The following is a 23,986-nucleotide window of genomic DNA, read 5'->3' as shown; positions in this document are numbered from 1 at the left end:
TCCTGTTAAAACGGGAGGTTTTTTATTGTGTACCAAAAAAGCCATCACCCCAAAGGTGACGGCTTTTTTGTTTAATTTGTTTTTTCAATTGATGATGAGTTTGTTTGTGTTTTATTAGATGTGTCTGTTTTATTTTTATTCGTGTCAGAACCTGTTGAATCATTCTTACCAGAGTTCGAATCACCATCCGACGTATCCTGGTTGTTACTGTTGTCGTTATCGTTATCGTTATCGTTTGATTGGTCTTGGTTATTGTTGTCGGACGGATTGGTGTTCGTATTGTCTTGTTTTTTGTCTTGATCGTTTGTTGAATCATCTGTCTGATCTTGATCCGTCTGACCGTCATCTTTTTGAGAATCATCAGTTTGTGTATCATCCTGAGTCTTCTCATCATCTTGTTTTTCATCATCAGTTTGCTGCTGGTCTTTTTTATCTTCATCGTCTTCAGCTTTTGGCACCTCATAGGATGTGGAAGCTGTACTTTTGCCATCATCACTGACGGCTGTTACTTCGAATTTGTACATAGATCCTGGCTGCACACCCGAAATGACTGCTTCTTTTGCAGAGCTGTTTTGAATTTCCGAGTAGCTGCCGCCGTCAACAGATTGCTTAACAGCAAAGGTCGCATCTCCGTCGTAATTCCAGCTTAACGTTAAAGATTGATTGTCTTTATCGTATTTCACGTTTAAACCAGACAGTTTAGCTGTTTCCTCTTTTTCTTCTTTCTCATATGTTTTAGAAACAGTAGAAGGAGCTGTGCCTTTAACAAAGTACTCTGTGAGCTTCTTATCGCTTGGCGTATTTGGCCCTGCCAGTTTTGCAGGGTTTGAGCCTTTTTCTACAGAGGCTTCCACTACGCTGTCAGGCTTCTCAAATGATCCGCTTCCGTCATCGACATCGGCGATGAGCTGGGCGAAGATGCGCTTTGCAACTTTTTGCTCTTCAGTTGAAAGAGATTTCTTTCCAGCTTCGTTTTCTTCCATACCAGTCCAGACGGCTGCTGTATATTGCGGTGTGTAACCGACAAACCAAGAATCTCGGGCACCGTCGCTTGCGATATTGTACCTTTGGATTTCACTTTCTTCAAAGTTGGTCGTTCCTGTTTTTCCTGCTACTTCTACACCGGGTACTTGTGCAAGCTGTCCAGTACCTGTTTTAACAGCTGTTTTCAGCATATCTGTAATCATAAACGCAGTATAATCGCTCATTGCTGACTTTGATTTTGGTGTTAAATCAAGCTTTGTGCCATCGTTAAATTCAATAGACTTTACAAAATGCGGTTCATTATATGTTCCGTTATTTCCAAACGCGCTGTATGCTCCTGCCATTGTCAGTGAAGAGACACCGACATTCCCTTTTCCGAATCCTCCAATAGAGTAAGATTCATATACAGTATCTTTATCTAATCCCAGCCCAAGTCCATTGGCAAAGTCTACCGCCGCATCTTTTCCGACTGCTTGGAATGCTTTTAAAGCCGGAATATTACGAGATTGTGCCAGTGCTTCACGCATAGACATTGGTCCTTTATATCTGCGGTCAAAGTCTCGTATAGGTGTTCCATCTGAATACGTGTAAGCTGAGTCATCAATTTGCTCGTAAGTTGACCATTTTTTATTTTCAATAACTGGACCGTAGTCGAGAATAGGTTTAATGGTAGATCCAGGCTGTCGCTTAGCTTGGGTCGCGTAATTGTAGCCACCAACCGTAGAATCTCTTCCAGCGCCAATCGCCCGCACTTCTCCGGTTTTCGTATCGAGAAGGGTGACACCGCCCTGCATGCCTTCAGTAAATCCGACAGTGTCTCCGTCCATTAATTCATCTAGTTTGTCTTGTGCTTTTGTATCTAATGTTGTATAAATCTTTAATCCGTCAGTACCTGGATTGACATCAGATTTTTCTTCAATTTCTTTCATGACTTCTTCAACAAACGCGCTGTATTTGTTTGAATTGTTTTTTTCATATTCCTTTTGTGAAACAACGCCTTCGTCTTTCACTGCCACTTTTTTCGCTTTGTTGTATTGAGAATCAGAAATAAATCCTTGCTTTTTCATCAGACTGAGTACGATGTTCCGTCTTTTTTCCGCTTTATCCGGGTTTTTAACGGGGTTGTACGCTGTCGGGCTTTGCGGCATACCCGCGAGTGTCGCAGCTTGTTCCACAGTCAATTTGCTTAAATCTGTGACGCCGAAAAATTCTTCCGCCGCTTTTCCGATTCCGTATGCTCTGGGAGAAAAATAAATCCGGTTTAAATACATTTCTAAAATTTCATCTTTAGAGTAATTGCGCTCCAGCTGAATTGAAAGCCACACTTCCTGTACCTTCCGTTTCAGCGTCTTTTGATGGGACAGAAGGGAATTCTTAACGACCTGCTGGGTGATCGTACTTCCGCCTTCAGCTCCGAAGCCGTCTTTAAAGTTGGCGACAAGGGCACCTCCGATACGGACAGGGTCAATCCCGTGGTGTTCGTAAAAACGTGCGTCCTCTGTCGCGATAAAGGCTTCTTTTACGACATCAGGTATTTCATCTATTGAGACGTAGGACCGCTTTTCGGAACCGTATTCAGCAATTTCTTTTCCGTTTTTATCATAAATCGTTGATGAATAAGGCGTCTTCAATTTGCTTTCATCAAGGGACGGCGCATCAGAAACCATGACGGCAAATGTAACAGCACCGCCGACTACGCCTAAAACAAACAGAATGAGTAAAGTGAAAAGGGTCTTTTTAAACAATCCGCCCTTTTTTCGTTTCTTGCCTTTTTTCGGTGAAGGACTCGACTTGCTGTTCGCTTTTCGTCGAGCTTCACGGCTGTTAAATTGATCTGACATAACATCTCAACCTTTCGTTAATCAACCTTTCGCACCAGATGATGGCGAAAAATAAAGCTGTTCAATAATACTAATATAATCAATTCTGGGTGCGTATCCAAGAGAAATCGGATAAGCTGTTTCTTCCAACTCATCTTTTCGAATTGATTTTCTGCCGTTTTTTTCTTTTCTGTCCCAGAAATAAAACAGCTTATCGGCTTCCAAAAAATAAACCTGGTCGAAAGCGGATATAATAACAAAACAAATACCGTCTTGAGCCTTTACCTGCTTCATATGCTCGATTTGATGGTCATGAAAATTCTGCAGGGGGAAAGAGGTCTTGTTTTTCGTTTCTTTCGCCTCAAAATCAATATACCGCCCTTTGTAAATCCCATTGTAGTCTGTTGTCGATGATTGTTTAAAGTAAGCTTCTTTAATCACTGCGGCACTTCTTTTTGGATAATGGACATTTACAATTTGAACAGGTGTCGGCTTTTTGTGTATAACGGCAATTTGGTTTGTCAGATAATACTTATTCGTTTCGTTTAAGTCATCTTCGAGGGTCATTCCGCGATTACTGTAAGACGGGGACCTTTTCTGACTGTTTTGGGATGAAACCGAATGTTTCGGCTGAAATGTTTTTCCGTTAGGATACCGAATCACTTTCTCATCCTCCTTATTAAACTAATCATGACGGAAGTGAATGAACGTGCAAGAACAACAGACCATTAGAAAGCTTCTGAGCCGGATTGAGCGGCAGACAAAAATAAAAAACGCGGATAACATTTCAAGAACAAATGCTTATAAAGCATTTTACGACCGTCACCCGGAAATCAAATGGTCGCTTTTGGCTTCTTTCGTTTCTCGTAATGCCGGCTGGTCAATGACTGACTTAAAAGGCAGTCTGTTTCAGCTTGGACTCCGTGAGAGACAGCAAGAATGGTTCTTTTTAGCCTATGAAAGAGCGAACTGGCTTATTTTTTCGGATGCCTATCCGCAGCTTCTACTATACCACTGGTCAAAAAGAGTTGGGAAACCGCTGTTTCATCTGCTGCATGTGTTTGGCGTCTCACAATTTATGTCGGAAGAATGGACCCGTTTTTGGCATGAGCGAAATACGGAGCGGCTAATGTATGCCCTCATTATAAATGAACAAAACACTATCCAAACACCTATTATACAAAATCCTTCGTTTAAAAAGAATGTTTTTGACACGATTCCTTTTTATTTAAGTGACTGGTTTCATTTTAACACCGTTATTTTTCCTTCCTCAAATGGGTTTCTTTACGGCATTTCAGTGAAACGCTTTTCAAAGGCGGAGGAAAGGATAAGGCTGGGAAAGCAGCTGTCTCAATTGCTGTTCAAGCCAGAATTGTTCTCCTCTTTTTATCACTTTTTGCACACAGTGCCGCACACAGGTTCCCGTTTTGATATGGAAAAGATGATCGGGATTACAAAAAGAACATCTCCTATGCTAAGGACATGCTACCCTGAGTTAATCCACTCATTAGACGGAACGAAAACAGATTGGTTTCATGGAAAGATAAAGAAAACGTTCTTTAGGCGCGAGGAATTGCCGAAGCAGATTGAATTGACAGACTGGTATTTACATAAAAAGCGCCAGCTTCATGCGCTTTTTGCGGTGGAGCAGTGGCTGAAAAAATAAAGAAGCAAGGAAATTCCTTGCTTCTTACGTAGAAGGGCGGTTCGGGCCGCCTAATTTTTTATCTAAAGAATCGATTGCCTTTGATTCAGTCTTTTTTTGCTGGCCGGCTTTTTTCGGTCTTGTTTTCATACGGCACCTCCTCACAAGTATCGTTTGCATTAAGGAGGAGGATCATACAATTTTTGCGGGTGTTTTTGTCGAAAACTTCAGCTTTTCGTGGAATACCTGTTTGTTTGGCGATTTGCTTCTAGTTTTGTCATGAGGAAGGAAAGAGCCTTGAGAGCAAAGAATTTTAACCGGGAGAGACAAGGAAAGGGAGGTACACGAATGTCCGGTTATGTATGCAAGACAGATATTCTCCGTATGCTTTCTGATATAGAAGATGAATTAACGCGAGCTGAGCAAAGCCTGAATCATTCTGTAAATGCATTAGAGGCTGAGATGTGGGAAACGGAAAACGATCGCCTAAGTATGCTTGAAGAAGAAATCATAGATCTTCATATTTGTATAAATGAGCTGTATCAATCGCCTGAACACAGGTATGCGTTTGAGAAGGTATACCGCATCGGCTGAATTTGTGAGTGAAATTTGGTACGATAGGCATTGAGGTGAAAGGTATTGCTATCACAAACATTGCTGGAAATGACCGAGCAAATGATTGGAGTTGCTGAAAAAGGCGCTGATCGGTATCAGGAAGGAAAAAACAGTAATCATTCTTATGATTTTTTTGAGACGATAAAGCCTGCAGTTGAAGAGAATGATGAACTGGCGGCCCGCTGGGCAGAGGGTGCTCTTGAATTGATAAAAGCCCACCGGCCAAAATATGTGCATAAAGAGCAAATTGAGACCGTAAAAGATAATTTCCTGGAATTGGTCCTTCAATCATATGTTCATCATATTCATAAAAAACGATTCAAGGACATCACTGAGTCAGTCCTTTATACATTGCACGCAGTAAAGGATGAAATTGCAAGAGAAGACAGCCGGTAAAAGGCTGTCTTCTTTTCGTTTTTATAGGGGGCCGGACGTTAATTCATCTCATATGCCGGGCTTTCTGCTCCATTTGCTTCGAGAACCTTCATACTGTTACGAAACTCAGTTATGCTGAGATGTCCTTGAATATAGAGGAACTTGGCAAAGTCCATCAGTTTATTCATACAGTCTGTTTCATATTTCTTCATTTCTGCAAAACGTTTGCTTAAGTATGATACGTTCATTATGGTGCATCCCCTCTCATCTGTATTGAAAATATGGTACCATAATGATTCGACTTTTTTCTGTTTTTAAAAAATTTAAACTTTCGACACAATTTGACAAATGCTAATCATTACTTGTGACACAAACAATAGAAGTCATTCATACATATATAGAAGAGAAATATGTTGTGTTTAGGGGGGAATCGCAATGAACAGGAGCTCTCGAAGCTATCCTCGGCAAATGGGCTATTATTATCCTCAGCAAATGCAAGGATATTATCAGCAGGCTGCACCCGGTTATTTAGAGCAACAACTGCCTCAGCAGCATTATGGACAGCAGGATTATTATCAGCCCTATGCTCCGATCCAGCCTATGCCTATGCAGCCGCCTGTATTTTCTAACCCTTATCCTATCCCAAGGCCTAATCAACAGCAGCCTTCGCAATTTCAAAGCATTATGTCGCAGTTCAAAAAAGCCAATGGGCAATTTGATTTTAATAAAATGATGGATACGACAGGTCAAGTAATGAGTGCAATGAATCAGGTCGGATCTTTAATAAAGGGATTTACCAGCTTTTTTAAATGATAGAAGCATGAATGAATCGTTCATTCATGCTTATTTTTTGGAAAGAAAAGTGTCATTGTCTGCTCGTTCCAAGACGTTTCCATATCTTCTTGGCGAACTTCATAAGGCAGCTGAACCGTTCTTGTCATGCTTGTAAAGGTAGCCTCATTTTGGTGTTTCTGTTTTTCTTGGAGTGTTACATGGAGATACCTCGATTTAACATCAACGACGATCTCGCCATCTCGAAACGTCGCCGGTATGGTAATATCGATATACAGCCCAGTATCTTTTTCTCTGACATGTATGGTCGTCTGCACATCCTTTAAACTCGAGTTGATCAGGTTCTGAAATCCGTTTATAAGGTTGCCGAACGCTGAGGATTGAAAAAGAGTGTCGATTGCCTCCGTTATGATTTCTTCTTTCTTTTGCAGTTCGTTCTTTTTGTCATCATAGAATTCCAATTTCGCCACCGCCTTTTTTAACCAGATTATGCGTCTATGCCAGATGTTGTTATAAATTGAAGCAAAATTGAAAGTGTGGTTAAATAGTGGTGAATGAAGGGATAACGGTTGAAGTGAATGAGAAGGGAGAAAATACATTGCTGAAAAAATTATTCGGAATGGGCAAAACTCAGGAAAAGGTGACAGAAGAGGTTATTTATTCTCCGGCAGACGGTACAGTAATGGACCTATCAGATGTGCCGGACCCTGTTTTTTCACAGAAAATGATGGGAGAAGGAATAGCGGTGGAACCTTCTAGCGGTGAAATCGTTTCTCCCGCTGAAGGTGAAGTCATTCAGATTTTCCACACCAAACACGCCGTTGGCATTCGGACTCGCTCGGGAATTGAGCTGTTAATTCATGTCGGGCTGGAGACAGTCAATATGAACGGAGAAGGATTTACTGCCCACATTAAAGAAGGGGATAAAGTGAAGGTCGGTGACCCGCTGATTACATGTGATTTGGAATTAATAAAAGAAAAAGCGAGCAGCACAGTCATCCCAATCGTTATAATGAATGGTGAGGCTGTAGGATCAATTGTGCCGGCAGGCGAAAAGGCTGCTCGTAAAGGCGAATCAAAGCTCCTTACAATAAAAGCGAAATAAGCAGGGCGTATGCCTTGCTTTTTTTATTCAACTGTATAAAATTTGCACCTAGCCATGCAAACAAATATTCGGTAAACTGTACTTGACAAAGAGGTGTAAAGAATGAAAAAGAAATCACTGACTGAACTCATTTCTGATTTAAAAGGAAATGAAAACGTTGTGAATTGGCATGAAATTGAGCCTCGGGAAGCAAAAACAAGGCCTATGCCCGAAAGTATAGACGAGAGAATCAAAGCGGCCCTTTCGAAAAGGGGCATTGATGAACTATATACTCACCAATATTCCGCTTTTCAATATGTGCAAAAAGGAGAAAGCATCGTTACCGTAACGCCAACAGCATCAGGAAAAACGTTATGCTACAACCTCCCAGTCCTGCAGTCCATCGCCCAAGATGAAACAAACCGGGCGTTATATTTATTTCCGACTAAAGCGCTGGCACAAGACCAAAAGAGCGAGCTAAAAGAAATTATTGATGAAATGGGCATTGATATTAAAAGCTTTACATATGACGGGGATACGTCTCCGGCAATCAGACAAAAGGTGAGAAAAGCAGGTCATATTGTCATTACAAACCCCGATATGCTGCATTCTGCCATTCTACCGCATCATACGAAATGGGTCAGTTTGTTTGAAAACCTTAAGTATATCGTCATCGATGAGCTTCATACGTATCGAGGTGTGTTCGGCAGCCATGTGGCAAATGTGATCCGGCGGCTGAAGCGGATCTGCCGGTTTTATGGAAGTGATCCAGTTTTTATTTGTACTTCCGCAACGATTGCCAACCCAAAGGAATTGGGAGAGCAGCTGACAGGCAAACCGATGCGGCTGGTCGATGACAACGGCGCACCGAGCGGACGCAAGCATTTTGTGTTTTACAATCCGCCAATTGTGAACAAACTGCTGAATATTAGAAGGAGCGCAACCGCAGAAGTGAATGAACTGGCGAAAGAGTTCCTTAAAAACAAAGTGCAGACCATTGTTTTTGCCAGAAGCAGAGTTCGGGTGGAAATTATTTTAAGCCATATTCAGGAGCTTGTGAAAAAAGAGATTGGAACAAAATCAATCAGAGGCTATCGGGGAGGCTATCTGCCGAAAGAGCGAAGAGAAATCGAAAGAGGACTGAGAGAAGGCGACATTTTAGGAGTGGTCAGTACGAATGCCTTAGAGCTTGGTGTTGATATCGGCCAGCTGCAAGTGTGTGTAATGACGGGGTATCCCGGAAGTGTTGCAAGTGCTTGGCAGCAGGCGGGACGAGCCGGCAGAAGACACGGTGAATCTTTGATTATCATGGTAGCCAATTCAACACCGATTGACCAATATATTGTGCGGCATCCTGAATATTTCTTTAATCGTTCGCCGGAATCTGCAAGAATCAATCCGGAGAATTTGATTATTTTAGTAGACCACTTAAAGTGTGCGGCTTATGAGCTTCCTTTTAGAGCTGATGAAGAATTTGGATCCATGGAAGTCAGTGATATTCTTGAGTATCTTGAGGAAGAGGCTGTTCTTCACCGCAACGGCGAACGGTACCATTGGGCAAGTGAGTCGTTCCCTGCTTCAAACATCAGTTTGCGTTCCGCCTCCCAGGAAAATGTCGTTATAGTTGATCAGTCGGATATTGCAAATGTAAGGATTATCGGTGAAATGGATCGTTTTAGCGCGATGACGCTTTTACATGATGAAGCAATTTATTTGCATGAAGGCGTTCAGTATCAAGTTGAGAAGCTCGATTGGGACCATAAAAAAGCATATGTCAGAAAAGTCGATGTCGAATATTATACGGATGCAAACCTGGCAGTTCAGCTGAAGGTATTAGAAATCGATAAAACGAAAGAAAAAAGCCGTACGTCATTGCACTACGGAGACGTCACTGTCAATGCCCTGCCGACCATTTTTAAAAAAATAAAAATGACCACTTTTGAAAATATTGGGTCTGGACCTATTCATTTGCCGGAAGAAGAACTGCATACAAGTGCAGCTTGGCTCGAAATCAAAACAGCGGATGAAGACATCGGGGAAAAGACACTGGAACAGCTGCTTCTTGGCATCTCGAATGTGCTGCAGCATATTGTCCCTGTGTATATCATGTGTGATCGAAATGATGTTCATGTTGTTTCTCAAATTAAAGCAGCCCATACCGGATTGCCAACCATATTTTTATATGATCATTATCCGGGCGGTATCGGTTTGGCGGAGGAAGTCTTTAAACGTTTTTCAGACATTAATGAAGCGGCGAAACAACTGATTAAACATTGTCCTTGTCATGACGGCTGTCCGTCTTGTATAGGTACGGAAATAGAAGGGATAAAAGCAAAGAAAAGAATTTTGCAGCTGTTGGATCAAATGTCGTAAGGAGGGAGGCCGGATATGTCATTAAAAGGGAAACTCGAGCGGATGAAAAAGCACATGGTGCTCGATGAAGGAGAACAAAAAATAGAAGCAGGCAAACAAGAAAACCACTTTGATGACATCCCGTTTTTAGAAGAGTGGGAGGCTTTTGGTATGAAGCCTTTCATCTTCGAAGATGAATACTGCCTTATCAGAGAAGTGGAATATCCGCTTTCTCACCGCCATGGGTTATACAGCTTTTCTGAGCTTGAGGAAGTGATCACACTGTGGAATCAAAGCGGCCTGTCGCATACATTGTCAGCAAAAGGGTATAACAAAAACAACCTCTTTTTCTTTGATACAGAAACAACCGGTCTTGGGGGTGGAGCTGGGAATACCATTTTTTTGCTTGGGCATGCGAGAGTATATGAAGACCGAGTGACAGTCAAACAGCATCTTTTGCCCAAACCGGGGAACGAAGTCGCCTTGTACCAAAGCTTTTTAAGCGAGGTTGACATTACATCACTTGTGACCTACAACGGCAAAGCCTTTGATTGGCCGCAGGTGAAAACAAGACACACCTTGATCCGTGACAGACTTCCGAAGCTTCCGGAATTTGGCCACTTTGATCTTTTGCATGGAGCTAGACGCCTGTGGAAACACAAAATGGACCGCGTATCTCTTGGCACGGTTGAAAAAGAGGAGCTCGGCATCCGCAGACTAGAAGACACACCGGGCTACTTGGCGCCAATGCTTTACTTTCATTTTATCAAGGCGCAAGAGCCGGATCTTTTAAAAGGTGTCCTGCATCATAATGAAATGGATGTGTTATCACTCATTTCATTGTACATCCATATGTCTAAAAAAATCCTTTCAGAATCACATGCGCCAAAAGAACACAGTGAAGCCTATGCTATGGCGAAATGGTTTATGGCTCATAAGGAAACGGACCAAGCGATCAAGCAGTTGGAAAGGCTTATAGAAAAATCGTTTGAGGATCAGGACAGTGCACGGCTGGATTTATCGCTCCTGTACAAAAAACAAAACCGCTTGGAAGAAGCAGTGCCGCTTTGGGAAAAGCTGTCCCGCTCGCAAAACCAGAAGTGCAGATACGCTGCTGTAATAGAGCTCGCGAAATATTTTGAGCATAAGAAAAAAGAATTCGGAAAAGCATTGCAAGTAGCAGAGCAATTGCTTAGCGATGCGGCATGCTTATCAGAGAAAGAAACTGAAAAACTGCATGTGAGAATTGCCCGGCTAAAGAGGAAATATTCCTCTTAAATATTCCCCGGGAAAGCGCAAAAGACGACTTGTTTCGCCATGAATTTTTTTTGCTGAATTCACATTGATTTTGTTGTAGAATAGCGGCGAATCCTGTAAAATGACGTTAGTTATTTTTAAAGGGAGAGTTGGTATGTATAAGGGTGTTTTTTACTTGTTCTTTGTTGTGGTATTTTTGATTGCTTTTGTGTTTTCAAACTTTAAAGACAGCTTAATTGCACACTTTTAAAATAGGTCTTTGCATCAGAACATGTACCCCTTATTTTTCATAGCTTAGTATTGTAATAAAGTTTATGGAAAGGGGATTTTATCATGCATCACTGCAGACCGCATATGATGGCGCCAATTGTCCATCCTACTCATTGCTGTGAACACCATACGTTTTCGAAGACTATCGTGCCGCACATTCACCCACAGCATACAACAAACGTAAACCACCAGCATTTTCAGCACGTTCACTACTTTCCACACACTTTCTCAAATGTTGACCCGGCTACGCATCAGCATTTTCAAGCAGGAAAACCTTGCTGCGACTACTAGTATGGAAAACGTGCAGCTTGATGGTGTAAACAATGCAGCACAACAAATGGGGCCCACGGGAGCCCCATTTTTTAAAGCAGGTGAAATGATGAAAGTACTGGCAATTACGGGCTATAAACCGTTTGAACTCGGGATATTTAAGCAGGATGATAAGGCGCTGTATTACATAAAAAAAACCATTAAGAACCGGCTGATTGCTTTTTTGGATGAAGGATTAGAATGGATTTTAATTTCGGGCCAGCTTGGAGCGGAGCTGTGGGCGGCAGAAGCTGCATATGATTTGCAGGAAGAATACCCTGACTTAAAGGTAGCTGTCATCACACCATTTTACGAGCAGGAAAAGAACTGGAAAGAACCGAATAAGGAACAGTATGAAGCAGTTCTGGCTCAGGCAGACTATGAAGCAAGCCTGACTCACCGTCCTTATGAAAGCCCGCTTCAATTCAAACAAAAAAATCAGTTCTTCATTGATAAGTCCGACGGGCTTCTGCTTTTATATGACCCGGAAAAGGAAGGCTCCCCTAAGTATATGCTTGGGACAGCGGAAAAAAGACACGAACAGGATGGCTATCCCATCTACTTTATTACAATGGATGACTTGAGAGTGACAGTAGAGGAAGACAGCTACTCATAGCAATAAGAGAAATTTGACAACCGTACAGATTTCTGAAAAAATATATGTGATGATTCACGATACGAGGTGAAAAAGATGCTTGCTGATAAAGTAAAGCTTTCTGCGAAAGAAATTTTGGAAAAAGAATTTAAAACAGGCGTTAGAGGCTACAAGCAAGAAGACGTTGACAAATTTTTAGATATGATTATTAAGGATTATGAAACCTTCCATCAAGAAATTGAAGAACTGCAGCAGGAAAATCTGCAGCTGAAAAAACAGCTTGAAGAAGCCAGCAAAAAACAGCCTGTGCAATCTAACACAACAAACTTTGATATTTTAAAACGGCTGTCTAACTTAGAAAAACACGTTTTTGGCAGCAAGCTTTATGATTGATCACGCTTGAAAAAAATGGCGCTTGTAAATTGTAATCAGTTGTTATATAATAATTCATGTTCTTAACGTTCGGGTAATCGCTGCAGATCTTGAATCTGTAGAGGAAAGTCCATGCTCGCACGGTGCTGAGATGCCCGTAGTGTTCGTGCCTAGCGAAGTCATAAGCTAGGGCAGTCTTTAGAGGCTGACGGCAGGAAAAAAGCCTACGTCTTCGGATATGGCTGAGTATCCTTGAAAGTGCCACAGTGACGAAGTCTCACTAGAAATGGTGAGAGTGGAACGCGGTAAACCCCTCGAGCGAGAAACCCAAATTTTGGTAGGGGAACCTTCTTAACGGAATTCAACGGAGAGAAGGACAGAATGCTTTCTGTAGATAGATGATTGCCGCCTGAGTACGAGGTGATGAGCCGTTTGCAGTACGACGGAACAAAACATGGCTTACAGAACGTTAGACCACTTACATTTAAAATGATGAAAACAAGCTCTCCCGTATAAGGAGAGCTTTTATCTTGAAAAGAGAAAAGTTTTAAAAGACAGGGTGATACGATGAAGAAGTATACACTAATTGCAACGGCGCCGATGGGCATTGAAGCTGTTGTCGCAAAGGAAGTACGAGATTTAGGATACGAATGCAAGGTTGATAACGGGAAAGTTATTTTTGAAGGTGATGCACTTGCCATCTGCCGTGCGAACCTTTGGCTTAGAACAGCCGACCGTATAAAGGTTCAGGTTGCTTCTTTTAAAGCGAAAACATTTGATGAACTGTTTGAAAAAACGAAAGCGATTAACTGGCGCTCATTTATACCTGAAAACGGGAAATTCCCTGTCATCGGAAAATCGGTAAAATCAACACTTGCAAGCGTTCCCGACTGTCAGCGGATCGTCAAAAAAGCAATTGTCGAAAAGCTCAAGCTGCAGTCCGGCAAAGCCAATGATTGGATTGAAGAAACAGGTGCCGAGTATAAAGTCGAAATTTCTTTATTGAAAGATCAGGCTTTGATTACACTGGACTCATCAGGGACAGGCCTTCACAAACGAGGATACCGTGTCGATCAGGGCGGTGCGCCGATTAAAGAAACACTTGCTGCCGCTTTGGTGCAATTAACCAATTGGACGCCGGACCGCCCGTTTGTTGATCCTTTCTGTGGCTCCGGAACAATCGCGATAGAAGCGGCGCTAATTGGCCAAAACATCGCCCCGGGATTCAATCGCGATTTTGTTTCAGAGGATTGGGAATGGATCGGTAAAGATCTGTGGAACAAAGCGCGGCTTGAAGTCGAAGAAAAGGCAAATTATGATCAGCTGCTTACAATTTTCGCTAGCGACATAGACCACCGCATGGTTCAAATCGCAAAAGAAAATGCAGAGGAAGCAGGATTGGGAGATCTAATCCAGTTCAAACAGATGCAGGTCAAAGACTTTACCACAAATCTGGAATTTGGCGTAATTGTCGGCAACCCGCCATATGGAGAGCGTCTCGGCGAGAAAAAAGCCGTTGAGCAGATGTACAAAGAAATGGGGCAGGCGTTCGAGCCGCTTGATACTTGGTCTGTGTATATGCTGACATCAAATGAAAACTTTGAGGAAGCATATGGCAGAAAAGCAACGAAGAAACGAAAACTCTTTAACGGGTTTATTAAAACGGATTATTATCAATACTGGTCAAAAGTAAGACCGCAGCGCAAGAAAACAGAAAACGCATAAAAAGAAGACGCTCTGCATGCGTCTTCTTTCATCTTTCAGCCCTATTCTATCGTTACCAACGGTGAGCTTTCGCGTTGCTTCTCAATATAATGTTGGTTTGGGACATTTCAGTGTGACCGTTTACTTGAGACTTAGAACGTTTAGGCCGCGTCCAATTGTGATGAAACAGTTCAGAATGCTGATCTAATCGGTTTCTATAACTCATGTCAACATCACTCCCTGATAGAATATTGTTGATAAGACGGATAATCCGGAGACGGAATATCAAGTGTAGTTTGTGCATGTTTCGGTGATAACATGCGGTAAAGCATGTATATAAAATGAAAAGTTCGCATACAATGATGATTATTTCCATCAGAGGTGATCTCATGCTGAACAGCGAACATTTTAATCTTATTCAAAGGGCGCTTGACGCAACAGCAAACGAGCTGAAGGAGCTCGGAACTGATTCGTCTCCGTCTGTGATTTCGCATGCGCAAACTGATTTAGAAAAAGCGGTAGAACATATTTATTCAACAGACCATCCTTTTTTATCGTCGCATGTGATCAATCGTAAGTAAACTGCAAAAAACTTGGCATTGCCAAGTTTTTTTATTGTATTCATCAGCGGAAAATGATATTATTGGTGGTCTGAATGTCGAATAGTTGGGGGTTGGAACTAGGTGACAACATCACGTTTGCCTTTTTCTTTAACGAAAACAAAGAATTTTTATGAAGAATTGAACAATTGGATTGGTGACGTGTTTTACGATATCCTTCCCGAAAAAGGGTTTGATCTTCGGGACGAGCAAGTATTTATGGCTTTTCAGCTGGAGCGGGCGTTTAAAGAGAAAAAAGTCATGTTCGCCGAAGCTGGAGTGGGAACGGGGAAAACGCTGGTTTATCTTCTTTTTGCAATCAGCTATGCAAGGTATGTCGGCAAACCCGCCATCATCGCTTGTGCAGATGAAACATTAATTGAACAGCTGGTGAAAAAAGAGGGCGATATTTCTAAGCTGGCTGAGCATCTTGATCTGAAAATTGATACAAGACTGTCAAAATCACATGAACAATATTTATGCTTGAAGAAGCTTGAAAAAACAATGCAGCGTTCTGATGATGATAAATGGCTGGATCTTTATGAGTCGTTACCGTCATTTGTCCACGAGTCACAGGCGATGCAGCGCTTTTATCCGTATGGCGACCGTAAGCAGTACGCAAATCTATCGAATGAAGAGTGGTCTGACGTAAGCTACGACTCGTTTCAGGACTGTCTGACTTGTGATATGAGACACAGATGCGGTCTGACACTTTCCAGAGATTACTATCGCAAGGCAACGGACTTAATCATATGTTCCCATGATTTTTATATGGAGCATGTGTGGACGGAAGAATCACGCAAACGAGAGGGCCAGCTGCCGCTCTTGCCTGATCATAGTGCAGTTGTATTTGATGAGGGGCACTTGTTAGAGTTTGCTGCGCAAAAAGCGCTAACCTATAGAGTGAAGCAGTCTACTCTTGAATTGTTTTTAGAACGATTGCTGCAAAATGACATCAGAGAAGAGTTTGCAGAATTGATTGAAGATGCGCTTGCTGCAAACGACGAATTTTTCTATGTTCTTTCTGAAGAATCAAAGGAAGTAGCCGGTTCACACCGTTTAGAAATAAAAAATGACCAGCGTGTCAAAAAGGCGGCGGACGAGCTTTGTCGTTTACTTGATAAAATCGGTGAGGCACTTGTATTTGAGTCTGAAATGTATACGATTGATCAATACGAGCTGTCAGTAGTGGAAGAATATGTTGAACAAATGGCGTATTCATTATCTCTATATCAAAAGGATGCAATCAGCTGGCTGGAGAAAAAGGAAGCAGAATCAACTTTTGTCGTGATGCCGAGAACGGTAGCAGAAGTACTTGGCGAAAAAGTGTTTTCTAAGAAAATTCCTTATATCTTCTCTTCTGCTACGCTGTCAGAAGGCGGTTCGTTTGATTATATTGCCGACAGTCTTGGGATTCATGATTATTTGTCATTAACTGTTGATTCCCCTTATGATTATGACGAGCAAATGAGTATTAATTTATACGCAAAAACAGATATGGCCGCTGAACAAAAAACGGCTGAAACGATTGAAACAATCAAACGATACAAAGGAAGAACGCTGGTGCTTTTCCCTTCTTTTGAAGAATTAAACGAGTTTAAAGAGCTGTCGGCGGCATGGGAGCTGCCGTATCCAATTTTCTTCGAAGGTGATGAGGAAATCAGCAGCTTAGTAGAGAAATTCCAAGAGGAAGAGGAAACAGTACTTTGTTCAGTTCACTTATGGGAAGGACTCGACATTCCCGGTGACGCATTGAAGAATGTTACCATTTGGTCATTGCCGTTCCCGCCACACGATCCTGTATTTACAGCGAAGCGCAACGGAGCGAAAAAAGATCCGTTCGAAGAAGTTGATCTGCCATATATGTTGTTACGTGTACGGCAGGGCATCGGGCGCCTGATTCGCTCGAATCAAGACAGCGGCTCGATTCACATTTACGCTGGCGGAGAAAATGAACGCATCATTGATGAGGTCAAAAAGGTCTTGCCTGTTGAACCGCACATGATGTAATGGAAAAAAGCTGACGATCGTTCGTCAGCTTTTTTTATTTGTCAGCGGGATAGCCAGCCGCCATCAACTGCTAAAATATGTCCATTTACATAATCTGAAGCACGTGATGCCAAAAAGACTGCAGTGCCCCCGATATCATCCGCTTGGCCCCAGCGGCCGGCAGGAATTCTCTTTAAAATGTCCTCATTTCGCTTTTCGTCATCCCGAATAGGCTTTGTATTCGCAGTAGAAATATAGCCTGGGGCGATTGCGTTGACCTGAATACCTGACGCTGCCCACTCATTTGCAAATGATTTTGTCAAACCGGCAACAGCGTGTTTGCTCGCGGTGTAAGCCGGAACGAGGATGCCGCCTTGAAAAGACAGGAGAGAGGCAATATTAATAATCTTTCCATGACCTCTTTTCAGCATGTGCCTGCCAGCAAGCTGTGTCAGAATAAACAGGCTGTTTAGATTGACATTCAGTACGTGCTGCCAGTTCTCTTCTGGAAAATCTTCCGCTTTTTCCCGATGAATAATGCCGGCATTATTGACAAGGATGTCGATCTGCCTGTTTTCAAACAGCTCAGCTGCAGAATCCTTTATCGCTTCCGGCTTGCTCATGTCCAATGTAAAAGATGTAAATATCCGGCCTTCCTGTTCCACAAGCTGCTGTGTTTCAGACAGACTGCTTTTATGTGATGTGCCGATAATATCAGCGCCAGCCCCGGCTAGGGCTTTGGCTATTCCTTGACCGATCCCTGTTCCCGGTCCTGTCACCAGCGCTGTTTTTCCTTCTAATGAAAAGGCGTCATGTAGATAACCCATCTTATTTCAGCCCATCCATCGGAACGAGATCCATGTCCGTAAATGTGTAATTTTCTCCAGCCATCGCCCACACAAAGCTATAGTTTGATGTTCCTGCGCCAGAATGAATAGACCAGGCGGGAGAAAGGACAGCCTGCTCATTTCCAACAACAAGATGGCGTGTTTCGTCCGGCTGGCCCATGAAATGAAATACCTTTGAGTCCTTTTCAAGATCCAGATAAAGATAAGCCTCCATCCGACGGTCATGAACGTGTGCTGGCATGGTATTCCAGTTGTTGTTTTGATCTAACATCGTTATTCCCATCATCAGCTGACAGCTTTTAATGCCATCCTGATGAATGACTTTGTACAGACTTCTGACATTAGACGCTGCATCATTACCAAGGCGGTCCGGTGTCAGTTCAGATAGGGCGGCTTTTTGTGTCGGATAGCTTTTGTGGGCGCAAGCGGAGACGAAGTAAAACTTCGCTTTTTCCCCGTTCAGGCTTGAAAACGATACATCCTGATTGCCCATTCCAATATAGAGAAAATCCTTTGTTTGAAGCACATATTCATCATCGCCAACCCTGACAGCGCCAGCCTGGCCGACATTAATAATCCCGATTTCACGCCGTTCCAAAAAGAAGTCTGTTTTTAGAAAATCACCTGCATCAAGCTTCAGTTCACTTTGCCCTGGAGCCGCTCCGCCGAGGACAACCCGGTCTTCATGTGAGTAATACATCGTAAGTTTGTTTTCTGTAAATAAAGAATCCATTAAGAAATGACTGCGAAGCTCCTCTGTTGTAAAGCGTTTTACTTGTTCAGGATGTACAGAATAACGATTTTCCATTATATTTCCCCCTTGGTTAGGATTTCAGCATCACTTGAATGAAAATATTTTGGTAACGGTTTCAAAGAAAATTTTAGGATAAATAGTGAAAAGAGTCAACGAAAAAATAATGAATTGACACATTATTAAAAAAACTCTTCCCAAATTTTAAAATTATGGTATTCTTTTGTTGTAACGGTTTTGAAATCGGTTTCAAATATATGAGATACAGGAGCACTTGAATGAAAAAGAAAACAACAGGCCATACAACCATCAAAGACGTAGCTGAATGTGCAGGAGTTTCGAAATCGACAGTTTCCCGCTATATTAACGGAAAAATTGACGCGATTTCTCCTGAAAAAGTGAAAAACATTAAAAAGGCAATCGCAGAATTGAATTATCGGCCGAGTAAAATGGCACAAGGTTTGAAAATAAAAAAAAGCAAGTTAATCGGATTTGTTGTGGCTGACATTACAAATCCTTTTTCGGTCGCTGCTTTCAGGGGAGTCGAAGAGGTTTGTGATCAATATGGATACAGCATTATGGTGTGCAACACAGATAACAGTCCTGAAAAAGAGCGGGAAATGCTCTTAAAGCTAGAAGCCCATTCGGTTGAGGGCCTGATTTTAAACGCAACAGGGGAAAACAAGGATGTACTGCGCGCTTTTGCTGAACAGCAAATTCCAACCATCTTAATTGACCGGAAACTGCCGGATCTGAAACTGGATACCGTAACGACTGACAACAGATGGATCACAAAAGAGATTCTTCAGAAGGTGTACAGCAAAGGGTATACTGATGTCGCGCTGTTTACCGAACCGATTTCCTCTATCAGCCCTCGTGCAGAAAGAGCAGCTGTGTATCAGGAAATGGCTTCGGTTCAAAATGTGAACGGGCTTGTCAGATTGCATGAAGTTGACGTAAAAGACAAGGAGCAGCTTAAGGCGGCGCTTCGTTCTTTTCACAAGGAAATGCCGGAGCAAAAAAAAGCGATTCTGGCTTTGAATGGCTTGATTATGCTGAAAATCATCAGCTGTATGGAAGAGCTTGGCCTGCGCATCCCTCAAGATATAGGGATTGCAGGATTCGATGATACGGAGTGGTACAAACTGATCGGTCCAGGCATTACAACGATCGCCCAGCCGTCACATGATATGGGCAGGACGGCGATGGAACGTGTATTAAAAAGGATTGAAGGTGACAAAGGAGCGCCTCAAACCATTGAATTAGAGGCAAAAGTCATCATGAGAAAGTCACTTTAATCCTAGGTGCCCTCAACTAAGAGGAGGTTGGGAAGAGATGAAGCTTGATGCGGTGACATTCGGGGAATCAATGGCCATGTTTTACGCAAATGAGTATGGAGACCTTCATGAAGTATCCACTTTTTCTAAAGGGCTTGCCGGAGCAGAAAGCAATGTCGCCTGCGGCCTTGCCAGACTCGGATTCCGAATGGGATGGATGAGCAAGGTCGGCAATGATCAGCTCGGAACGTTTATTTTACAAGAGCTTAAAAAAGAGGGAGTGGATGTGTCCCGCGTGATCCGCTCGCAGGACGAAAATCCCACCGGGCTGCTGCTTAAGTCAAAAGTGAAAGAAGGCGACCCGCAAGTTACCTACTATAGGAAAAACTCAGCTGCAAGCACATTAACTTCTGCTGAATATCCGAGAGATTATTTTCAATGCGCAGGCCATTTGCATGTGACAGGCATTCCGCCTGCCTTATCAGCCGAGATGAAAGACTTCACGTACCATGTCATGAACGACATGAGAAACGCAGGGAAAACCATTTCATTCGACCCTAATGTAAGGCCTTCGCTTTGGCCTGATCAAGCAACAATGGTACACACAATCAACGATCTGGCTGGGCTTGCAGACTGGTTTTTCCCGGGTATCGCAGAGGGAGAGCTATTGACCGGAGAAAAAACACCTGAAGGCATTGCCGACTATTATTTGAAAAAAGGTGCCAGCTTTGTCGCTATTAAACTCGGAAAAGAAGGCGCTTACTTTAAAACGGGGACAAGTGAAGGATTTCTAGAAGGCTGCCGGGTCGACCGGGTGGTTGATACGGTCGGCGCCGGAGACGGATTTGCAGTCGGTGTAATCAGCGGTATCCTAGACGGTTTGTCGTACAAGGATGCGGTGCAAAGGGGAAATGCGATTGGCGCTTTGCAAGTGCAGGCACCGGGGGATATGGACGGTTTGCCGACCAGGGAGAAATTAGCTTCTTTTTTATCTGCTCAAAGAACGGTTCACCAAAAGAAAGGGGATTATTAATATGGAGTCCAAAGTAGTTGAAAACCGTCTGAAAGAAGCAAAGCTGATTGCAGTCATTCGTTCAAAGGATAAGCAGGAGGCCTGTCAGCAGATTGAGAGTTTATTAGATAAAGGGATTCGTGCAGTTGAAGTGACGTATACGACCCCCGGGGCATCAGATATTATCGAATCCTTCCGTAATAGGGAAGATATTTTAATTGGCGCGGGCACTGTCATCACCGCGCAGCAAGCTGGGGAAGCTGCTGAGGCTGGCGCGCAGTTTATTGTCAGTCCGGGTTTTTCAGCTGATCTTGCTGAACATCTATCTTTTGTAAAGACACATTATATCCCCGGCGTCTTGACTCCGAGCGAAATTATGGAAGCGCTGACATTCGGTTTTACGACATTAAAGCTGTTCCCAAGCGGTGTGTTTGGCATCCCGTTTATGAAAAATTTAGCGGGTCCTTTCCCGCAGGTGACCTTTATTCCGACAGGCGGGATACATCCGTCTGAAGTGCCGGATTGGCTTAGAGCCGGAGCTGGCGCCGTCGGAGTCGGCAGCCAGCTGGGCAGCTGTTCAAAAGAGGATTTGCAGGCTGTTTTCCAAGTGTAAGTGGAATTGTTTTTTCATAACCGGAGGATGGGAGAATCCACAATATGAAAATCAAGGCGACAATTGAACGGGTACCTGGCGGAATGATGATTATTCCGCTATTTCTTGGAGCGGCGCTCAACACGTTTGCGCCTGGAACAGCGGAGTTCTTTGGAGGGTTTACGGGTGCTTTGATTACCGGAACGCTGCCGATACTGGGTGTTTTTATCTTTTGCGTAGGAGCAACGATTGATTTTCGTTCTTCAGGCTATATCGCAAGAAAAGGAATCACGTTATTATTGGGAAAGGTCGGATTTGCGGCGCTGCTCGGCGTGATCGCAGCGCAATTTATACCTGACGAAGGCATACAATCCGGCTTTTTTGCAGGCCTTTCTGTTTTAGCAATTGTCGCGGTAATGAATGAAACGAACGGCGGACTATATTTGGCGCTCATGAATCACATGGGAAGAAAAGAGGATGCGGGCGCTTTCGCCTTTATCAGTACAGAATCTGGTCCTTTTATGACCATGGTGACGTTTGGTGTGACGGGACTTGCCGCATTCCCATGGGAAACGCTGGCAGCGACAGTCATCCCGTTTTTACTTGGATGTATACTTGGAAATCTGGATCATGATCTCAGAGACTTATTCAGCAAGGTTGTGCCGGCGATCATTCCATTTTTCGCCTTTTCGCTCGGCAATACCTTGAATTTTGGAATGCTGATCCAATCAGGGCTGCTCGGCATTTTTATCGGAGTTTCTGTCGTCATTTTATCGGGCAGTTCTTTGTTTTTGCTTGATCGTTTTATTGCGCGGGGAGATGGTGTCGCGGGAGTGGCCGCTTCTTCTACGGCAGGGGCGGCTGTAGCCGTGCCATATGCATTAGCGGAAGCGAATGCCTCATTTGCGCCAGTTGCTGAGTCGGCAACTGCAATTATCGCGACAAGCGTTATTGTCACCTCGCTCTTAACCCCGCTGGCAACAGTGTGGGTGGATAAAAAAATCAAGCAGAAAAAGCGGAGAACACCTCCGCCAAAAAATCAAATGACGATCAACTGAATAAAAAGGCTGCCGCAAAACATACCGGCAGCCTTTTATACAAACAATTTGACTTTCATACCCCCTTCCATTAGCCTGTAATGGAACGGCTAGAATAGGGAGGGAATGGATATGGAGATACATACATATGAAAAAGAATTTTTTGATCTTTTAAAAAGAATCTCACATTACAGCGAAGCAGTTGCGTTAATGCACTGGGACTCCAGAACAGGAGCGCCGAAAAACGGCTCAGAGGATCGTGCCGAAAGCATCGGCCAGCTTTCAACAGATATATTCAATATCCAAACATCAGATCGAATGAAGGAGCTTATCGATGTCCTGTATGAACGATTTGATGACTTGTCGGAAGATACGAAAAAAGCAGTGGAACTGGCGAAAAAAGAGTATGAAGAGAATAAGAAAATCCCTGAGGCTGAATACAAAGAATACGTGATTCTGTGTTCAAAGGCAGAAACAGCGTGGGAGGAAGCGAAAGGAAAATCTGATTTCAGCTTGTTTTCTCCTTATTTAGAACAGCTGATTGAATTCAATAAACGTTTTATTACGTATTGGGGATATCAAGAGCATCCTTATGATGCATTGCTTGATTTGTTTGAGCCCGGCGTCACGGTAAAGGTGCTTGATCAGCTGTTTACTGAGCTGAAGGAAGCGATTATCCCTCTTGTTAAACAGGTGACAGCTTCCGGAAATAAACCAGATACAAGCTTTCTTACAAAAGCGTTCCCGAAAGAAAAGCAAAAAGAGCTCAGTCTGTATTTTTTACAGGAGCTTGGCTACGATTTTGATGGCGGAAGACTTGATGAAACCGTTCATCCGTTTGCAACTACGCTGAACCGGGGAGACGTTCGGGTCACGACGAGATATGATGAAAAAGATTTCCGGACGGCGATCTTTGGCACCATTCATGAGTGCGGGCACGCGATATACGAGCAAAATATTGATGAAGCACTCAGTGGCACGAATTTGTCAGACGGCGCATCAATGGGAATTCATGAATCGCAATCATTATTTTACGAGAATTTTATCGGCCGCAACAAGCATTTTTGGACACCGTACTATCAGAAGATTCAAGAAGCATCACCTGAACAGTTCAAGGACATCTCCCTGGATGATTTTGTCCGGGCAATCAATGAATCAAAACCTTCATTTATCAGGGTCGAAGCGGATGAATTAACGTATCCTCTTCATATCATCATCCGTTATGAAATTGAAAAAGCGATTTTCAGCAATGAAGTGTCTGTGGAAGATCTGCCGTCGCTTTGGAATCAAAAATACCAGGATTATTTAGGGATTACACCGCAGACCGACGCAGAGGGGATTTTACAGGACGTCCATTGGGCAGGTGGTGATTTCGGCTACTTCCCATCCTATGCGCTCGGCTACATGTATGCGGCTCAGCTGAAACAAAAAATGCTTGAGGATCTCCCTGAATTTGACGCTCTCTTGGAAAGAGGAGAGTTCCATCCGATAAAGCAATGGCTGACGGAAAAGGTGCACATTCACGGAAAACGGAAAAAGCCGTTAGACATTATTAAAGATGCAACAGGAGAAGAGCTGAATGTTCGCTATTTAATTGATTATTTATCAAACAAATATTCAAATCTCTATCTGTCATAATCAAAAGCCTGGCGGCGCGTCGTCAGGCTCTTTTATATCGAATCCCCTTGAAATACGAATGATATCTAA

Annotated in this window: 27 protein-coding genes and 1 other RNA gene; 20 read left to right on the top strand and 8 right to left on the bottom strand. The window is 43.1% G+C overall.

All coding sequences use genetic code 11. From position 1 onward, the window contains the following. Positions 1–71 precede the first annotated feature (71 nt). Both ACFVP7_RS12685 and recU read right to left on the bottom strand, forming a co-directional pair. Positions 72–2,825: a PBP1A family penicillin-binding protein gene (locus tag ACFVP7_RS12685; protein ID WP_396582227.1), complete on the bottom strand. Its 2,754-nt coding sequence runs from the start codon at positions 2,823–2,825 to the stop codon at positions 72–74. 21 nt (positions 2,826–2,846) lie between these two features. Beyond that, entirely contained in the window at positions 2,847–3,467 is a 621-nt protein-coding gene (recU, locus tag ACFVP7_RS12680; protein WP_024571847.1) for a Holliday junction resolvase RecU, read from the bottom strand. A 40-nt stretch (positions 3,468–3,507) separates the two neighbouring features. On the opposite strand from recU, the gene ACFVP7_RS12675 reads away from it, so the two are divergent. Then, a complete protein-coding gene (locus ACFVP7_RS12675) occupies positions 3,508–4,470 on the top strand; it encodes a DUF2515 domain-containing protein (protein ID WP_029878384.1) in 963 nt (320 codons plus the stop codon). A gap of 24 nt (positions 4,471–4,494) precedes the next feature. On the opposite strand, the gene sspM is transcribed toward ACFVP7_RS12675, so the two are convergent. Continuing rightward, positions 4,495–4,599, bottom strand: coding sequence for an acid-soluble spore protein SspM (sspM, locus tag ACFVP7_RS12670; RefSeq protein ID WP_003225606.1), 105 nt, complete (start codon positions 4,597–4,599; stop codon positions 4,495–4,497). Between the two features lie 198 nt (positions 4,600–4,797). On the opposite strand from sspM, the gene ACFVP7_RS12665 reads away from it, so the two are divergent. Both ACFVP7_RS12665 and ACFVP7_RS12660 read left to right on the top strand, forming a co-directional pair. After that, positions 4,798–5,043, top strand: coding sequence for a YppD family protein (locus ACFVP7_RS12665; protein ID WP_338730520.1), 246 nt, complete (start codon positions 4,798–4,800; stop codon positions 5,041–5,043). Positions 5,044–5,088: 45 nt separating this feature from the next. Further along, complete coding sequence (locus tag ACFVP7_RS12660; RefSeq protein WP_338730519.1) at positions 5,089–5,460, top strand: YppE family protein; 372 nt, start codon at positions 5,089–5,091, stop codon at positions 5,458–5,460. 38 nt (positions 5,461–5,498) lie between these two features. Here the strand turns inward: ACFVP7_RS12660 and ACFVP7_RS12655 are convergent, their stop codons facing one another. Continuing rightward, positions 5,499–5,687, bottom strand: a complete 189-nt coding sequence (locus tag ACFVP7_RS12655) for a YppF family protein (protein WP_003230690.1) — start codon at positions 5,685–5,687, stop codon at positions 5,499–5,501. A 187-nt stretch (positions 5,688–5,874) separates the two neighbouring features. Here ACFVP7_RS12655 and ACFVP7_RS12650 point away from each other — a divergent pair, with 187 nt between their 5' ends. Further along, entirely contained in the window at positions 5,875–6,252 is a 378-nt protein-coding gene (locus tag ACFVP7_RS12650; protein ID WP_014477159.1) for a YppG family protein, read from the top strand. 20 nt (positions 6,253–6,272) lie between these two features. On the opposite strand, the gene ACFVP7_RS12645 is transcribed toward ACFVP7_RS12650, so the two are convergent. Next, positions 6,273–6,692: an Hsp20/alpha crystallin family protein gene (locus ACFVP7_RS12645; RefSeq protein WP_015714150.1), complete on the bottom strand. Its 420-nt coding sequence runs from the start codon at positions 6,690–6,692 to the stop codon at positions 6,273–6,275. 137 nt (positions 6,693–6,829) lie between these two features. Between ACFVP7_RS12645 and ACFVP7_RS12640 the strand changes: the two genes are divergently transcribed. The 9 genes from ACFVP7_RS12640 (at position 6,830) to ACFVP7_RS12600 (ending at position 14,195) form a co-directional block, all read left to right on the top strand. Then, positions 6,830–7,336 carry a PTS glucose transporter subunit IIA gene (locus ACFVP7_RS12640; protein ID WP_015483368.1) on the top strand — a complete coding sequence of 169 codons (507 nt, stop codon included), beginning with the start codon at positions 6,830–6,832 and terminating at the stop codon, positions 7,334–7,336. 102 nt (positions 7,337–7,438) lie between these two features. Then, positions 7,439–9,688 (top strand): ATP-dependent helicase MrfA, encoded by a 2,250-nt coding sequence (gene mrfA, locus ACFVP7_RS12635; RefSeq protein ID WP_396582222.1) that lies wholly within the window; start codon positions 7,439–7,441, stop codon positions 9,686–9,688. Positions 9,689–9,703: 15 nt separating this feature from the next. Next, positions 9,704–10,945: a metal-dependent exonucleaseMrfB gene (gene mrfB / locus ACFVP7_RS12630; RefSeq protein ID WP_338730517.1), complete on the top strand. Its 1,242-nt coding sequence runs from the start codon at positions 9,704–9,706 to the stop codon at positions 10,943–10,945. Between the two features lie 100 nt (positions 10,946–11,045). Continuing rightward, entirely contained in the window at positions 11,046–11,174 is a 129-nt protein-coding gene (locus tag ACFVP7_RS12625) for a hypothetical protein (protein ID WP_003230707.1), read from the top strand. A gap of 83 nt (positions 11,175–11,257) precedes the next feature. Continuing rightward, positions 11,258–11,485 carry a spore coat protein CotD gene (cotD, locus tag ACFVP7_RS12620; RefSeq protein ID WP_010886551.1) on the top strand — a complete coding sequence of 76 codons (228 nt, stop codon included), beginning with the start codon at positions 11,258–11,260 and terminating at the stop codon, positions 11,483–11,485. A gap of 88 nt (positions 11,486–11,573) precedes the next feature. Further along, positions 11,574–12,119: a DUF1273 domain-containing protein gene (locus tag ACFVP7_RS12615; RefSeq protein ID WP_338730516.1), complete on the top strand. Its 546-nt coding sequence runs from the start codon at positions 11,574–11,576 to the stop codon at positions 12,117–12,119. 75 nt (positions 12,120–12,194) lie between these two features. Further along, positions 12,195–12,491, top strand: coding sequence for a cell division regulator GpsB (gpsB, locus tag ACFVP7_RS12610; protein ID WP_003225629.1), 297 nt, complete (start codon positions 12,195–12,197; stop codon positions 12,489–12,491). Between the two features lie 65 nt (positions 12,492–12,556). Continuing rightward, positions 12,557–12,937, top strand: an RNA gene (gene rnpB / locus ACFVP7_RS12605) — RNase P RNA component class B. 100 nt (positions 12,938–13,037) lie between these two features. Continuing rightward, complete coding sequence (locus ACFVP7_RS12600; protein WP_338730515.1) at positions 13,038–14,195, top strand: class I SAM-dependent RNA methyltransferase; 1,158 nt, start codon at positions 13,038–13,040, stop codon at positions 14,193–14,195. A 52-nt stretch (positions 14,196–14,247) separates the two neighbouring features. Here the strand turns inward: ACFVP7_RS12600 and ACFVP7_RS12595 are convergent, their stop codons facing one another. After that, positions 14,248–14,400: a YpzG family protein gene (locus ACFVP7_RS12595; protein WP_010327933.1), complete on the bottom strand. Its 153-nt coding sequence runs from the start codon at positions 14,398–14,400 to the stop codon at positions 14,248–14,250. A gap of 163 nt (positions 14,401–14,563) precedes the next feature. Here ACFVP7_RS12595 and ACFVP7_RS12590 point away from each other — a divergent pair, with 163 nt between their 5' ends. After that, positions 14,564–14,755 carry a hypothetical protein gene (locus tag ACFVP7_RS12590; protein ID WP_003246090.1) on the top strand — a complete coding sequence of 64 codons (192 nt, stop codon included), beginning with the start codon at positions 14,564–14,566 and terminating at the stop codon, positions 14,753–14,755. 102 nt (positions 14,756–14,857) lie between these two features. Then, complete coding sequence (locus tag ACFVP7_RS12585; RefSeq protein ID WP_161476904.1) at positions 14,858–16,783, top strand: ATP-dependent DNA helicase; 1,926 nt, start codon at positions 14,858–14,860, stop codon at positions 16,781–16,783. A gap of 41 nt (positions 16,784–16,824) precedes the next feature. Here ACFVP7_RS12585 and kduD read toward each other — a convergent pair whose 3' ends face one another. Both kduD and kduI read right to left on the bottom strand, forming a co-directional pair. After that, complete coding sequence (gene kduD / locus ACFVP7_RS12580) at positions 16,825–17,589, bottom strand: 2-dehydro-3-deoxy-D-gluconate 5-dehydrogenase KduD (RefSeq protein WP_123373165.1); 765 nt, start codon at positions 17,587–17,589, stop codon at positions 16,825–16,827. Between the two features lies 1 nt (position 17,590). Beyond that, positions 17,591–18,418 carry a 5-dehydro-4-deoxy-D-glucuronate isomerase gene (kduI, locus tag ACFVP7_RS12575; protein ID WP_338730514.1) on the bottom strand — a complete coding sequence of 276 codons (828 nt, stop codon included), beginning with the start codon at positions 18,416–18,418 and terminating at the stop codon, positions 17,591–17,593. A 221-nt stretch (positions 18,419–18,639) separates the two neighbouring features. Between kduI and kdgR the strand changes: the two genes are divergently transcribed. The 5 genes from kdgR (at position 18,640) to ypwA (ending at position 23,917) form a co-directional block, all read left to right on the top strand. Further along, on the top strand, positions 18,640–19,659 hold the full coding sequence (gene kdgR / locus ACFVP7_RS12570; protein ID WP_338730513.1) for a pectin utilization transcriptional regulator KdgR: 1,020 nt from the start codon (positions 18,640–18,642) through the stop codon (positions 19,657–19,659). 37 nt (positions 19,660–19,696) lie between these two features. Beyond that, complete coding sequence (gene kdgK / locus ACFVP7_RS12565; protein ID WP_338730512.1) at positions 19,697–20,671, top strand: 2-dehydro-3-deoxygluconokinase; 975 nt, start codon at positions 19,697–19,699, stop codon at positions 20,669–20,671. Between the two features lies 1 nt (position 20,672). Beyond that, positions 20,673–21,263 carry a bifunctional 4-hydroxy-2-oxoglutarate aldolase/2-dehydro-3-deoxy-phosphogluconate aldolase gene (gene eda, locus ACFVP7_RS12560; protein WP_015383933.1) on the top strand — a complete coding sequence of 197 codons (591 nt, stop codon included), beginning with the start codon at positions 20,673–20,675 and terminating at the stop codon, positions 21,261–21,263. Positions 21,264–21,307: 44 nt separating this feature from the next. After that, positions 21,308–22,300, top strand: a complete 993-nt coding sequence (kdgT, locus tag ACFVP7_RS12555) for a 2-keto-3-deoxygluconate transporter (protein ID WP_014477146.1) — start codon at positions 21,308–21,310, stop codon at positions 22,298–22,300. A 111-nt stretch (positions 22,301–22,411) separates the two neighbouring features. Beyond that, a complete protein-coding gene (gene ypwA, locus ACFVP7_RS12550; RefSeq protein ID WP_017696980.1) occupies positions 22,412–23,917 on the top strand; it encodes a carboxypeptidase in 1,506 nt (501 codons plus the stop codon). The last annotated feature ends 69 nt before the right edge of the window (positions 23,918–23,986 follow it).

The sequence above is a fragment of the Bacillus sp. SG20033 genome, assembly GCF_044570195.1.
GTDB classification, from domain to species: domain Bacteria; phylum Bacillota; class Bacilli; order Bacillales; family Bacillaceae; genus Bacillus; species Bacillus subtilis.
The sequence above is the reverse complement of the archived record's forward strand: the minus strand, read 5'-3'. Positions and strand labels throughout refer to the sequence as shown.